The 13,418-nt window shown below is 63.2% G+C and carries 13 protein-coding genes and 2 pseudogenes; 4 read left to right on the top strand and 11 right to left on the bottom strand.

Annotation, left to right across the window (positions count from 1 at the left end; all coding sequences use genetic code 11):
- Positions 1–7 precede the first annotated feature (7 nt).
- The 6 genes and pseudogenes from EJ078_RS29140 to EJ078_RS29115 form a co-directional block, all read right to left on the bottom strand.
- A complete protein-coding gene (locus EJ078_RS29140) occupies positions 8–823 on the bottom strand; it encodes a phosphatidate cytidylyltransferase (protein WP_127216500.1) in 816 nt (271 codons plus the stop codon).
- A gap of 10 nt (positions 824–833) precedes the next feature.
- A pseudogene (locus EJ078_RS29135) lies at positions 834–1,565 on the bottom strand (isoprenyl transferase); the annotation flags it as partial.
- A 20-nt stretch (positions 1,566–1,585) separates the two neighbouring features.
- The gene (gene frr / locus EJ078_RS29130; RefSeq protein WP_082953689.1) at positions 1,586–2,140 is read right to left on the bottom strand and encodes a ribosome recycling factor; all 555 of its coding nucleotides are present in this window, start codon (positions 2,138–2,140) and stop codon (positions 1,586–1,588) included.
- Positions 2,141–2,228: 88 nt separating this feature from the next.
- The gene (pyrH, locus tag EJ078_RS29125; RefSeq protein WP_067319888.1) at positions 2,229–2,951 is read right to left on the bottom strand and encodes a UMP kinase; all 723 of its coding nucleotides are present in this window, start codon (positions 2,949–2,951) and stop codon (positions 2,229–2,231) included.
- 151 nt (positions 2,952–3,102) lie between these two features.
- On the bottom strand, positions 3,103–4,212 hold the full coding sequence (locus EJ078_RS29120) for an aldo/keto reductase (protein WP_127216991.1): 1,110 nt from the start codon (positions 4,210–4,212) through the stop codon (positions 3,103–3,105).
- A gap of 29 nt (positions 4,213–4,241) precedes the next feature.
- Positions 4,242–4,769, bottom strand: coding sequence for a nuclear transport factor 2 family protein (locus EJ078_RS29115; protein ID WP_067319881.1), 528 nt, complete (start codon positions 4,767–4,769; stop codon positions 4,242–4,244).
- Between the two features lie 115 nt (positions 4,770–4,884).
- On the opposite strand from EJ078_RS29115, the gene EJ078_RS29110 reads away from it, so the two are divergent.
- Positions 4,885–5,811 (top strand): LysR family transcriptional regulator, encoded by a 927-nt coding sequence (locus EJ078_RS29110; protein WP_127216992.1) that lies wholly within the window; start codon positions 4,885–4,887, stop codon positions 5,809–5,811.
- A gap of 27 nt (positions 5,812–5,838) precedes the next feature.
- On the opposite strand, the gene tsf is transcribed toward EJ078_RS29110, so the two are convergent.
- The 5 genes from tsf to EJ078_RS29085 all read right to left on the bottom strand — a co-directional run bounded on the left by tsf (position 5,839) and on the right by EJ078_RS29085 (position 10,483).
- The gene (tsf, locus tag EJ078_RS29105; RefSeq protein ID WP_127216993.1) at positions 5,839–6,759 is read right to left on the bottom strand and encodes a translation elongation factor Ts; all 921 of its coding nucleotides are present in this window, start codon (positions 6,757–6,759) and stop codon (positions 5,839–5,841) included.
- Between the two features lie 119 nt (positions 6,760–6,878).
- The gene (gene rpsB / locus EJ078_RS29100; RefSeq protein ID WP_059188654.1) at positions 6,879–7,658 is read right to left on the bottom strand and encodes a 30S ribosomal protein S2; all 780 of its coding nucleotides are present in this window, start codon (positions 7,656–7,658) and stop codon (positions 6,879–6,881) included.
- 259 nt (positions 7,659–7,917) lie between these two features.
- Positions 7,918–8,196 (bottom strand): DUF4031 domain-containing protein, encoded by a 279-nt coding sequence (locus tag EJ078_RS29095; protein ID WP_067319872.1) that lies wholly within the window; start codon positions 8,194–8,196, stop codon positions 7,918–7,920.
- 64 nt (positions 8,197–8,260) lie between these two features.
- Complete coding sequence (locus tag EJ078_RS29090) at positions 8,261–9,556, bottom strand: hypothetical protein (protein WP_127403706.1); 1,296 nt, start codon at positions 9,554–9,556, stop codon at positions 8,261–8,263.
- 96 nt (positions 9,557–9,652) lie between these two features.
- Positions 9,653–10,483, bottom strand: coding sequence for a cell envelope integrity EipB family protein (locus EJ078_RS29085; protein WP_127216026.1), 831 nt, complete (start codon positions 10,481–10,483; stop codon positions 9,653–9,655).
- A 138-nt stretch (positions 10,484–10,621) separates the two neighbouring features.
- On the opposite strand from EJ078_RS29085, the gene EJ078_RS29080 reads away from it, so the two are divergent.
- The 3 genes and pseudogenes from EJ078_RS29080 to EJ078_RS29070 all read left to right on the top strand — a co-directional run bounded on the left by EJ078_RS29080 (position 10,622) and on the right by EJ078_RS29070 (position 13,185).
- Positions 10,622–11,086: a RidA family protein gene (locus EJ078_RS29080; protein WP_066992618.1), complete on the top strand. Its 465-nt coding sequence runs from the start codon at positions 10,622–10,624 to the stop codon at positions 11,084–11,086.
- Positions 11,087–11,098: 12 nt separating this feature from the next.
- On the top strand, positions 11,099–11,827 hold the full coding sequence (locus EJ078_RS29075; RefSeq protein WP_127216025.1) for a glycerophosphodiester phosphodiesterase: 729 nt from the start codon (positions 11,099–11,101) through the stop codon (positions 11,825–11,827).
- Between the two features lie 144 nt (positions 11,828–11,971).
- A pseudogene (locus tag EJ078_RS29070) lies at positions 11,972–13,185 on the top strand (GNAT family N-acetyltransferase).
- The last annotated feature ends 233 nt before the right edge of the window (positions 13,186–13,418 follow it).

Here is a 13,418-nt window from a genome sequence, read left to right as displayed (position 1 = left end):
ACGCCAGTCAGTTCGGAAACAGCCCCATTGCCGGATGGTCGGCGCCCGCCGCAATCCAACCGATGACGTACAGGGCGAACGCAGCCGCGACAAGCCCGTCCACCCTGTCCATGACGCCGCCATGGCCGGGGATGAGATTGCTTGAATCCTTGCAGCCCTGCCGGCGCTTGACCCAGGATTCGAACAGATCGCCGATCTGCGAGACGATCGAGAGCGCCAAGGCGACGAGGCCAAGCATAGTGAGATTGCCGGCCCCGGCGGCGATTGCCAGCACCAATCCGGCAGCGATGCCGCCGACAGCGCCGCCAAGCGCGCCGCTCTGCGTCTTGCCGGGCGAGATCGATGGCGCAAGCTTCGGGCCGCCGACCCTGCGGCCGACGAAATAGGCCGCTATGTCGGTCGCCCAGACGACCGCGAACAGGAAGAGGATGGCGATCAATCCTGAGTGGCTGTCCCCGCGCAGATAGGCGAGCGACAAGCCGGACAGCGACGCGTATGCCAGCCCCGAGGCCTCCCACTGCGCTGCTCCCCGCAGTCGCGCGGCAACAGCGACGATAACAGTGATGGCTGCGACCAGAAGCAGCAGCCACAGTGCCGGCAGGCCGGCGACCAGCGCGCCGATGAAGACCAGAATCAGCACTTCCGGCAGAAAGCCGAGCGTCGCACCGTTCTCAGCGCGCGACATGCGCGTCCATTCGTAGAAGATCAACGCCGCGATCGCCGCACAGAACAGGCGGAACGGCAGCCCGCCGAGCCAGGTGAGCGCAAGTGTGGCGGCTGCCATCACGATGGCCGAGATGACACGCTGCTGGAGATTGCTCATCGATGCCGCGCTACAAGGCGACGTCGCGGGCGGCGAGCCCGCCGAAACGGCGTTCGCGGCCGGCAAAGTCGCGCAGGGCGTCGGCCAAGTGCTCCCGGCTGAAGTCCGGCCAGTAGCAAGGCAGGAAGACGAGCTCGCTGTAGGCGGCCTGCCACAAGAGGAAGTTCGACAGCCTGAGCTCGCCGCTGGTGCGGATCACGAGGTCCGGATCGGGAATGCCCTCGGTGTCGAGCGCGCCGGCAAAGCTCTCCATCGTGATGGCGTCGGTTGTCATTTCGCCGCGAGCCACGGCATCGGCGAGCTTGCGCACGGTGCGCACGATCTCGTCGCGCCCGCCATAGTTGAAGGCGATGACCAGGGTCAGCGCCTCATTGCCCGCGGTCAGCGATTCGGCCTCCTGCAGCAGGCCTCTGATGTCCGGCTGCAGCCCTTCCCTGTCGCCGATCACCCTCACCCGCACGCCGTTTTGGTGCAGCTCGGCGAGATCCCGGCGGATGAAGAGCTTCAGGAGGCCCATCAGGTCGCTGACCTCGGACTTCGGCCGCGACCAGTTTTCAGAGGAGAAGGCGTAGACCGTCAGATAGGAGATGCCGAGCTCTGGCGCGGCGCGCACCGTCTTGCGCAAGGCTTCGACGCCGGCGCGGTGGCCGGCGAGCCTCGGCATGCCGCGCGCCTTGGCCCAGCGTCCGTTTCCGTCCATGATGATCGCGACATGCGCGGGGGTTGTCATGGTCTCGCTTTCGAGCCGGTGAGAAACCGACCCTAAACCTGCATGATTTCAGCTTCCTTATCGGAAAGCAGGTGATCGATGGTGCTGATCATCTCATCGGTCAGCTTCTGAACCTGGTCGGAGCGCTTGCGATGATCGTCTTCGCTGATCGTGCCGTCCTTTTCCGCCTTTTTGAGGAAATCCATGCCGTCGCGACGGACATGGCGAACCGCGACGCGGGCGTTCTCCGCATAGCCGTGCGAGATCTTGACCAGTTCCTTGCGGCGCTGCTCGTTGAGTTCGGGCAAAGGAATCCTCAGATTGGTGCCGTCGACGATCGGATTGAAGCCAAGATTGGCCTCGCGGATAGCGCGGTCGACGGCGCTCACCATCGATTTGTCCCAAACCGATACCGAAATCATCCGCGGCTCCGGAACCGTGACGTTGGCCACCTGATTGATGGGCATCGTCGTGCCATAGGCATGGACCTGCACGGCGTCGAGCAGGTTGCTGGAAGCGCGGCCGGTGCGCAGCGAAGCGAGATCGTGCTTGAAGGCCGCGATCGCCCCGTCCATGCGCCGCTTGAGATCGTCGTACTCGCCACTCATGATCATCTCCTCGACCCGTTCGCCGGGTTCAATGCTTGTCTTCTAATCTCGACCGGACCGGCGATCATTCTGCCGTCTTCGGCCCCAGTCAATTGTCCGCGACGATCGTGCAACGGCCGCCGCCTCTTAGAATTTCGCCGAAACCACCTTTTTCGTGGATCGAATAGACGATTATCGGAATGTTGTTTTCACGCGCAAGTGCAATCGCGGCCGTATCCATGATCGTAAGCCCGCGTTTGATGACTTCGGCATGACTTATGCGGTCGAAGCGCACCGCATCCGGATCCTTCTTCGGGTCGGCCGAATAGACGCCGTCGACCTGCGTGCCCTTGAACAGCGCGTCGGCGCCGATCTCGGCGGCGCGCAGCGCTGCGGCCGAATCGGTGGTGAAGAACGGATTGCCGGTGCCGCCGGCAAAGATCACCACCTTGCCTTGATTCATATAGGCGGTCGCCTGGCGCTGTGAAAAACTTTCGCAGAGTTCCGGCATGGCAATGGCCGAAAGCACCACGGCGTCGACGCCGATTTTGTTCAGCGAGGTGCGCAGCGCCAGCGAGTTGATGACGGTGGCGAGCATGCCCATGTGATCGCCGGTGACGCGGTCGCCGCCCTTGGAGGCGACGGCCACGCCGCGGAAGATGTTGCCGCCGCCGATCACGACTCCGACTTCGACGCCAAGCGCCCGCGCCTCGGCAATGTCGGCTGCGATACGGTCGACGACCGAGACGTCGATGCCGAAATGCTGTTCCCCCATCAAGGCTTCGCCCGAAGCTTTCAGCAAGACACGTCGATAGAGGGGCTTCACCGTCATCTGGTTCCTCGAAAAATCTCGGCGCGGGCAAATCTGGAGGCGAAAGGCGCCTCGCTTCGCCTGGCGGCGCTGGCACGATGGTTCGACCCGATACACGAAGGGCGCGGCGATGTCACGCCGCGCCCTCGCGCAAAATTCCAGGCTTTTCCGATCAGTTGCTGCTGATCCCGACCAGTTCGCCTTCGATCAGGACCGGCAGCGAATAGCCGGACGGCTTGTCGCCCGTCACGACGCCGCCGGCCACCCTGACCTGAATCTCGGGTCCAAAAAAGGAATGCGGGAACGGCGCGGGCGCAAGGCTCACCGAATCGAGCCGCTTGCGGAGTTCGGCAGGGATTGAAAAGTCCAGCGCCCGGAGATTGTCCTGCAACTGGGCAAGTTTCGTCGCGCCGAGGATGACGGTGGCCACACCCGGCTGCGCCGCAACCCAGTTCAGCGCCACCTGCGCCATGCTTCGGTCGAGTTCGGAAGCCACCTTCTCGAGTTCCGTAACGATCGCCCAATTGCGTTCGCTGAATTTCTGGAAACCCGGATGCGTGGTGTTGCGGAACCCGTCGAGCCGGCCGGCACTGCCGGCTTGCGCCGGGCGGTATTTGCCGCTTAGCAGGCCGCTGGCCAGCGGGCTCCACGCCATGATGCCGGCGCCGTGACGCGAGGCGAAAGGCGCGAATTCATGTTCGATCGAGCGCTCGACGAGCGAATATTCGAGCTGCAGGGCCGAGACCGGCTCATAGCCGCGCAGTTCGGCGATCGCCTGCGCCCGCCCGGCATACCAGGCCGGCACGTCAGAAAGACCGATATGGCGTACTTTGCCGGCACGCACCAAATCGTCCAGCGTGCGCAACACCTCCTCGGCCGGCGTGAGCCTGTCCCAGACATGCATGAGGTAAAGATCGATATAGTCGGTTCCGAGCCGCTTCAGCGAAGCGTCCACCGCGCGCATGATGTTCTTTCGGCCATTGCCGCCGGCATTCGGATTGCCGGGTTCCTTGTTCATCGTGAATTTGGTGGCGATCACCGCCTTGTCGCGCAAGCCGCGCTCGGCGACGAATTCGCCGAGCCAGGTCTCTGCCGTCCCGCCGGTGTAGAGGTCGGCCGTGTCGAAGAAATTGCCGCCAGCCTCGACATAGGCGTCGAACATGGCGCGGGAGGTTTCCCTGTCAGCACCCCAGCCCCATTCGGTGCCGAAGGTCATGGTGCCCAGCGCCAGCCGGCTGACGCGCAGGCCGCTATTGCCGAGCGTGTAATAGTTCATGCTCATGACGTGTTCCGATCGTGTTTGGTATGGGCTTATTGGCCAGGCGTCGCTTTCACCCAGGGATTGCCGCGCTCATGCGTCATGCGGAACGTGAAGCCGTCCACCTTCCAGCCTTGACCCGATCGGCTCAGGCGATGCTCATAGGTGCCCCAGACCTCCCAGAGCGGATCGCCATTGCCTTCCATCCTGTTCCAGGCATAGCCGTTGGAACGGACGGTCGCCGTATCGGCCTCTATTTCGACCTGGTGGTTGGTCCGCAGGTGCAGGCTCGTCTTGCTGCCTTTGAGATTGGCAGCCCAGGCGCCGATCAGATCGTCGGAGGCGACCCTGGCCGCGGGCTGTCCGGAAAGGCTGCTGAAGTCCGCGGTAACCCGGTCGGCGAAGAAGCTGCGGGCGAGTTTCCAATCCTGCGCATCGACGGCGCGGTCAATGGCATCCGCGATGCGGATGACGGCGCGCTCGTCGGCGAGCGTTTGCCAGCCCATTGGTTCGGCTCCGCCGGCATCGACGGGCGCCAGTGCCAGTCCTGCCGCGAAGGTCACATGTCTCAAAGCATTCATGTTTTTTCTCCTTGCGCATCGGCCCCACCGCCCGTGTGTTGGCGCCAATGTGGACCAGCTTGGCGGCATCGATAAGATTGCATTGTTCGCAAGGACTATGCGATATTATTCATGAATGGATCGAGATCTGCTGACGCATCTGCCGGTGATCGTCGCCGTGGCTCGGCGCGGCGGCTTCGCGCTTGCCGCGGCCGAACTCGGCATGAGTCCGTCGGCGGTCAGTCATGCGGTGCGGCTGGTGGAAGAGCGCATCGGCCAGCCGCTGTTTGCGCGCACCACGCGCAGCGTTTCGCTGACCGAAGCCGGCAAGGCGCTGGTGGAGACCGCGGCCCCTGCCCTGCAGGACATCTCCGAGCGCATCGACCGCATCCGCGCCGTCAAGGGCAGGCCCTCCGGCCTGCTCAGGATCAATGCGTCCAATATCGCGATCCCCCTGGCGGTCACGCCGGTGATCGCGGCCATGGCCGAACGCTATCCGGAGGTGACGGTCGAGGTCTTCGCCGACCAGGCCCTGGTCGATATCGTCGGCGAGGGTTTCGATGCCGGCATCAGGCTGGGCGAGATGATCGCACAGGATATGATCACCGTGCGGCTTACGCCTCCCGTCAAGGCAGTGGTTGTCGCCTCGCCCGGCTATATCGGAAAGCACGGCCGGCCGCGCGACGTAGCCGACCTGGCGAGGCACAATTGCATCGGCTACCGGCTTGTCCGCTCCGGCGGGCTCTATCGTTGGGATCTGAACGAAAACGGCAAGGATGTCGTGGTCGAGACGCGCGGCACGGCCATCGTCACAGATTCGCTTGCGGCGATCGATCTTGCGCTTGCTGGCGTCGGGCTCGCCTACGTATTCGAGCCGCTGGTGCGCGCCGATCTCGCCGCGGGTCGTCTGGTTCAGATCCTGCCGAAGACGGCGATCGAGGAGCCGGGCCTGTTCCTCTATTTCCCGCGCAGGGCATCGATGGCGCCGAAGCTCAGAGCCTTTATCGATACCGCTCAAGAGATCGGCCGGGCATCCATGCGGACACCCGGCCGAGTTGCCTGAGCTCTGTAGCCTTACTTTTGCTTCGGGCTATTTCTTGACCGCGGCCGCGACTTCCGCCGCGAAATCGGTCGCTTCCTTCTCGATGCCCTCGCCCAGCGCGTAACGCAGATAGGCGGTGATCTTCGCCGGAGCGCCGATCTCCTTCTCGGCATCCTTCAGCGCCTTCTCGACGGTGATGTCGGGATTGAGCACGAAGGCCTGCTTCAGGAGCACGACCTCTTCATAGAACTTACGCAGCCGGCCCTCGACCATCTTCTCGATGATCGCTTCCGGCTTGCCGGACTGGCGGGCCTGGTCGGAGAAGATCGCCTTCTCGCGCTCGATCAGGGCCGGGTCGACTTCCTCGGCAGTCAGCGCAACCGGGTTGGTCGCGGCGACATGCATGGCGACCTGGCGGCCGAAGGCGTTCGCCGCATGCTCATTGCCGGTGGTCTCGATCGCGACCAGCACGCCGAGCTTGCCGAGGCCATCCGCGACGGCATTGTGGACATAGGTCGCCACCGCGCCATGCGGGACAGTGAGCTTGGCCGAGCGGCGGAAGCCCATGTTCTCGCCGATGGTGCCGACCGCGTCCTTGATGGTGTCGGTGACTGACTTGTCGGAGCCCGGATACTTGGCCGCGGCAACTGCTTCGGTCGTGCCATAGGCGAGCGCCACCTTGGCGACGTTGGCGACGATTTCCTGGAAGGCGGAGTTGCGCGCGACGAAGTCGGTCTCGGAGTTCACCTCGACGACCGCGGCTTCGCGAACACCGGAATCGACGCCGATCAGGCCTTCCGCCGCGGTGCGGCCGGCCTTCTTGTCGGCCTTGGAGATGCCCTTCTTGCGCAGCCAGTCGACGGCCGCTTCCATGTCGCCGTTGGTTTCGTTCAACGCCGCCTTGCAGTCCATCATGCCCGCGCCGGTCAAGTCGCGGAGTTCTTTGACCTGTGCAGCCGAAATGCTCATTGTCGCCTCTTTGTTTCAAAAGCGCCGACGCACCATCGAATCCCGATGATGCGCCCGGCAAAAGCGCTTTAACGCGCCAACTTATTGGAAAGATGAAGGCCGAAGCCGGCCTTCGTTTTTCAAGCTTCCGGAGCTTCAGTGGCCGGAGTGTCGAGCGCCGGTTCGACCGGAGCCTCGGCCGACGCGCCGATGTCCATGCCGAGCGCGCCCTGCTGCCGGGCGATGCCGTCGATCGCAGCCTTGGCGATCAGGTCGCAATAAAGCTGGATCGCGCGGGCCGCGTCGTCATTGCCGGGGATCGGGAAGTCGATTTTGTCCGGGTCGCAGTTGGAATCGATGATGGCGACGACCGGGATGCCGAGGCGCTTGGCCTCGAGGATGGCGATCGCCTCCTTGTTGGTGTCGATGACGAACATCAGGTCCGGCGTCGAACCCATGTCCTTGATGCCGCCCAGCGCCTTGTTGAGCTTCTCGCGCTCACGGTCGAGGTTGAGGCGCTCCTTCTTGGTGAGGCCCTGGGCCTCGCCGGCCAGCGTCTCGTCGAGCTTGCGCAGGCGCTGGATCGAATTCGAGATCGTCTTCCAGTTGGTCAGCATGCCGCCCAGCCAACGCGAGTTGACATAATACTGGGCCGAACGCTGGGCGGCGTCGGCGACGATGTCCGAAGCCTGGCGCTTGGTGCCGACGAACAGCACACGGCCGCCCTTGGCGACGGTGTCGGAAACCTGCTTCAGGGCCTGGTGCAGCAGCGGCACCGTCTGCGACAGGTCGATGATGTGGATGTTGTTGCGGGCGCCATAGATGTAGGGCGCCATCTTCGGGTTCCAGCGGTGGGTCTGGTGTCCGAAGTGAACACCAGCTTCCAGAAGCTGGCGCATGCTGAAATCAGGCAGAGCCATTCTTTAGTTCCTTTCCGGTTGGCCTCCACGGACACAGGCATTTCGGACTTATGTCCTGATGCCACCGGAGGTTTCAGCCGGATTTCTCCCGGGCAGACACCAAAGTCCGTGTGTGGAATGAGCGCGCATATAGAGGGGAAGTCTCGTAAACGCAAGCGAGCTACCGGAAAACGCCCTCACCTGCGGCGATCCGCGCACTTATGCATGTCGCCCAGAAGTGTTCGGCGGTTCTGGGACAACGACATGCATCAAAACTCCGTCAGCGTCGGGTCTTGCCGTTCGGCACTCTGACGCGGCGGAAGACGGCGACAATCTCCTCGCGACTGCATTCGACCGCGCCAAGCCGCACGGCGCGGTCGCGCTCAAAGCCGGTGATATCGTAATGCGGCGCCGAAGTCTTCGGCGGCCCCTGATAGGACGAGCGCTTGAGGCCGAGCTCGGCGGCAAAGCGGTGGAGCTCGTCGGTGTCGTCGGCGAGCAGATGGCACCAGCGATGGCCGGCCCATTTCCAGATCGCCGCATCGACATAGACAGCCATCTAGCTTGCCGCACTCCAACCGACATCGGCGGCCCGCTCACAATCACCCCGGGCCGACGCGAAGTCAGCGATGATAGAAGGGATTCGGATAGGAAATGAAGCCGCCGGCGGCTTCAAGTTCGGTCACGATCCTCGACACCGCTTCCTGCATCCTTGAGCGCAGCACGGCGAGCGCCTCTTCGACCGAACCATCATATGCATGAAGCGCCAACGGCTCGGGCACGCGGATGTGAGCGCAGCGCGGCCCGGCGGGCTGCGGAATGAAGCGGTTGATCGAATCGCGCAAAGCGCCTTTGCAATAGTCGTTGCGGATGCGCTTCAGATGCTCGGCGATCTCCTCCTGGGTTATCGTCTGATTGGCGAAGGCCCAGGAGCTGACGCGCTGGACGCGCTGGATCGTTTCCGCCAGTTTTCGCACGCGTTTTTGCTCATCCGCATCAGCCTTGCCCTCGCGCAGCCAGCGGCGTGAACGCCGCAGCAACTCGGCCAAATCGAGGTCGGGTTCGGCCGCAACGGCATCGGCGAGCCGCAGGCCAAGCTCGGCCAGCACCCTTTGCTGGCGGCTGGCAAAGGAAGCGCCCGCCTCTGCGGTCAGGCCGCAGGCCTGCTCGTCGAGGGAGAGCAGGCCTGAATAGATGCTGTAGACGCGCTCCGGCAGGGAGCCGGCTGCAACACTTTCCATTTTCAGCTTTTTCTCGACATAGGCGCATTCCCTGGCGAGCGGCCGCTCGACATTGCCGATGAAGGCGAGCTTCCAGACAACAGGAGCCACCCAGACCTTGAAATCCTTGTTGGTTTCGCGCCCGCGCTTCAGCGCCGCCAGCCCCATCTCCACCGCGCCGGGAAGCAGCGGCGCGACATGGTTGCCGTGCCAGCCGACGCTGCCTTCCGGATGAAGCAGCACGCCATGGCCTTTCAGCGCCCAATCGACCGAATGCGCCTTGGCGGCTTCGCTGTTGCCGGGAATCTGCGCGATCAGATTGTTGGCCAGCCAGAATTTCTGCATCAGCCGACCGAGCCCGTTCACCACCCCATGTGTTGCCCATGAGGCGGCAAGCGGGCTGACGCGCGAGACGATCTCCTTGTCGATCATCCAGTCGGTGAAGAATTCCGGATGGTTGGGCGTGATGAACGTCGCTTGGCCTTCGCCGCAGCAGGCGTGCAGCTTCTGCTGGTCGGCGACGGGAAAGTCGATGTGACGGATATTGGCGACGCCGCGCAGGCCGGCGAGCCGATTGAACGGCAACAGGTCGCGGAAGCCGGGAACCCCTCGCAACATGACGATGCGGTTGACGATCGTCATCACCTTGATCAGCGCCGGATTGGGTCGCGGCGCCACGAACACGTCGATCCTGCCCAAGCTTTTCCCCCCGAAATGCCTACGGGATGCTGGAACGGGATTGCGGCGTCTTCAAGTCAGGCTCGGCGACGGATCGCCGTAGCGGTTAACCCGCCGCTATTTCGAGGCCGGACAGGGCTTGGCCTGATCGAACAGCGACAGGTTCACCAATTTGCCGGTCATTGAGAAGTCGCCATAATCCATGACGAGGTCGCGCGTGATGCCGTTCTCATGCAGTTTGAAGCTGATCCGGTACTCCGGCACCTCTTCGCCGCTTTTGTCGGTGTCGTCGAAATAGGCGATGTCGACCGGCCAGTATTTGTCGGTGGCTAGCTTTGCGAGCGCCGGCGCTTCCGGGTCCGCCTTGTCGGCGTCGGCTCTCTTGCCGACGACGACGGTGGTCGTCATTACCTTATTGGCTTCCTCGGAGCCGTCGAACAGATTGGTCTGATAGAAGTTCTCTCCCTTCTCGGCCTTGCCGATCAGCTCCACGAGGTGCTGGGTGGGGAACTGCGTGGCGGCGAGCTCGAGCGTGTTCTTCTCGGGCTTGTCGATGTTGACTTTGAGGCCCTTCGGCTCCCTGGTCGCCATACCCTTGACTTCCTTGTCGAGGTTCTGGTCGACGAAGGACTTCGTCACGAAGGAGAAGGTCTTGCCTTCTGCGTCCTCGAACGTCGTCGTCTGCTGGTCGGTCAGCCTGGTGTTCTCGCTGGTGACGATCTGCGTGACGAAACGGAACTTCACCGTATAGCCCTCGCAGGGAGAGCCGTTGAACTCATAGACCATGCGGCCGGAGATGCCTGTGATGCCGGAGCGATCGGACGCCTTGTTGAGCGTGAGATCGTAGACGGCGCGGTGCGCCTGCAGCGCTGGCACGGCAAGGGCCGGAGCCATCGGGATGGCCGCCGACAGGAGAGCGGCGGAAAGGAAAAGGCGCGTCAAGCGCATGCAGTGCTCCGATCGTCGCGGCCGATGGTAGGCCGCAGGGAAAGATGGTCCAGCTTAAAAAAAGTCGTGGCGGAAGCGAGGCAAAAATAGCAATTTCGGCCCCGCCAACGCGGCGCCTTCCAGCAATAGGGAAAACCAATGAGCGAAACAATCGAAAAGCGGCTAAGCGATCTCGGCGTCGCCATTCCGGCCGCAGCAGCGCCGGCCGCCAACTACGTGCCCTACTGCCGGACCGGCAACACGCTCTTCACCGCCGGGCAGCTGCCGCTGAAGGACGGCAAGCTGCAGGCAAGCGGGCTGCTTGGCCGCGACATCGATACCGCCGCCGGCAAGGAGGGCGCAAAATTCTGCGCCATCAACATCCTGGCGCAGGCCAAGGCAGCACTTGGCGATCTCGAAAAAATCCGCCGGCTGGTCAAGATCACGGTCTTCGTCGCCTCGGCGCCGGACTTCGTCGAGCAGCATCTGGTCGCCAACGGCGCCTCCGACTTCCTCGTCGCGGTCCTCGGCGAACGTGGCAAGCACGCTCGCTCCGCCGTCGGCACTGCGTCGCTCCCGCTCAATGCCGCGGTCGAGATCGAAGCGATCTTCGAAGTCGAGTGAAACGAGCCTGACATGACCGACCTTTCCTGGTTGATTGCCCGCCCCGTCGCGCATCGCGGCTTCCATGACATGAACAAGACACGCTGGGAGAACACGCTGTCGGCCTTCGCCGCGGCAGCCGACCGCGGTTACGCGATCGAATGCGACGTGCATGTCTCGTCCGACGGCGTTCCCGTCATCATCCACGACTGCGACCTGAAACGCCTGACAGGCGAGAATGGCTTCGTCTGGCAACGCACCGCGGCCGAGCTCACCGCGCTCAAGGTGGGCTGCACGAAAGATCATGTGCCGACGTTGCAGGAGGCGCTCGACCTGATCGACGGACGCGTGCCGCTGGTGGTCGAGCTGAAAGGTGTTCCCGGCCACGACAGCGGATTGGTCGCGAGCGTCGGCAGGCTGCTCAAGCGCTACACTGGCAAGGTGGCGATCATGTCGTTTGACCATTGGCTGATCCGCGACTTCGCCAGGGAGGCGCCGGGCATTCCCGGCGGGCTCACCGCCTACGGCAAGGACGACCAGCTGATCGAGGCGCATTTTGCCATGCTGGCGCACAACCTCGCCTTCACCTCTTACGCCGCCGGCGATCTGCCGAACCCGTTCGTCAGCTTCGTGCGCGAAAAGCTCAAGATGCCGGTCATCACCTGGACCGTGCACGACCAGCCGGCGGTCGACCTCACCTTCAAATATGCCGACCAGATGACCTTCGAGGGCTTTGAGCCGGACCTGGTCAAGGTCGCCTAGAGCTGGATGATTTCAGGTCGAACGACCTGGATCAGATCCGAGCATGATGCCGTCCGAAAACCGCTTCGCACTTTCGGCATCATGCTGTGAGGCAGTGCCTGAAACGTGACTTGTAGCTGCCCTGAGGACGCTTAAATAAGCCGGATGGATCAGGGTGACGACGACGATGGACCGACAGCGAATGCGGACTATTCGGTCCGCGTCGCGGCGACCATCGGCGCATTCACCTGCGATGAATGGAACGGCTTCGCCGCAACCGCGCGCGGCGACAAAGCAAACGGCTACAACCCCCTCGTTTCATTCGGTTTTCTGAGCGCGCTTGAGGATTCTGGCTGTGCCGTGCGGCGCACCGGCTGGCAGGGTCATCACCTCAGGCTCGAGACGGCGCAAGGCAAGCTGCTGGGCGCCGTGCCTTGCTATCTCAAATCGCACAGTCAGGGCGAATATGTCTTCGACCACGGCTGGTCGGACGCGTTCGAGCGCGCAGGTGGGCGCTATTATCCGAAGCTGCAATGCTCGGTGCCGTTCACGCCCGTCACCGGCCCTCGCCTGCTCGTAAGCAGGGGCGAGGACGAAGGCGCGGTGAGGGCCGGCCTCGCCGCCGGCCTGAAATTGGTGACCGACAAGCTCGGCGTGTCTTCCGCGCATGTCACTTTCGCCGCCGAGCCCGACATTGCGACGCTCGAAGCAGCGGGTTTCCTGCACCGGACCGACCAGCAGTTCCATTTCTTCAACGAAGGCTTTTCGAGCTATGATGACTTCCTCGCCACGCTCGCTTCACGCAAGCGTAAGGCGATGAAAAAGGAGCGTCGCGAGGCGCTGGCCGACGGCATCAGCATCGATTGGCTGACCGGCAGGGACATCACCGAACGCGTCTGGGACGATTTCTTCGCTTTCTACATGGATACCGGCGGCAGGAAATGGGGCCGCCCTTATCTCAACCGCCAGTTCTTCTCGCTGATCGGCGAGCGCATGGCCGAGGACATTCTCCTGGTCATGGCCAAGCGAAACGGCCGCTACATTGCGGGCGCCATCAACTTCATCGGGTCCGACGCGCTTTACGGCCGCAACTGGGGTTGCATCGAGGATCACCCCTTCCTGCATTTCGAGGTCTGCTACCATCAGGCGATCGACTTCGCGATCGAGCGCAAGTTGAAGGTGGTGGAGGCCGGCGCGCAAGGCGAGCACAAGTTGGCGCGCGGCTACCAGCCGGTGACCATGCATTCGGCGCACTACATCGCCCATCCTGGCCTGCGCAACGCGGTCGCCGACTACCTTCGCCGCGAGAGGCGCGAGGTGGAGCGGATGGGGAGTATCTCGAAGAGCACACCCCGTTCCGCAAGGATCTCAAGGAATAGCTCGGGCCTTGCCATCCACAGTCATTGCGGCTTTCGGGCCGCGATCGGAACGAGGAACGAAAGCAGGCAACCAGGAAGAAAATGCCGCCGCCAAGCGCCAGCAGATCGCCTGCGCGCCACGCGGCGGCGATGAAGAACAGCGCCGACACAATGAACAACAGCCATCCGGCGACGATCCACTTCACAGTCGCTCCATCAGCGATGGCCGAACCGCGCACCGCCGCCTGGCTCTA

The sequence above is a fragment of the Mesorhizobium sp. M1A.F.Ca.IN.022.06.1.1 genome, from assembly GCF_003952605.1.
Lineage (GTDB): Bacteria > Pseudomonadota > Alphaproteobacteria > Rhizobiales > Rhizobiaceae > Mesorhizobium.
Note: the sequence above shows the minus strand (reverse complement) of the source record. Positions and strands in the feature narration are given on the sequence as shown.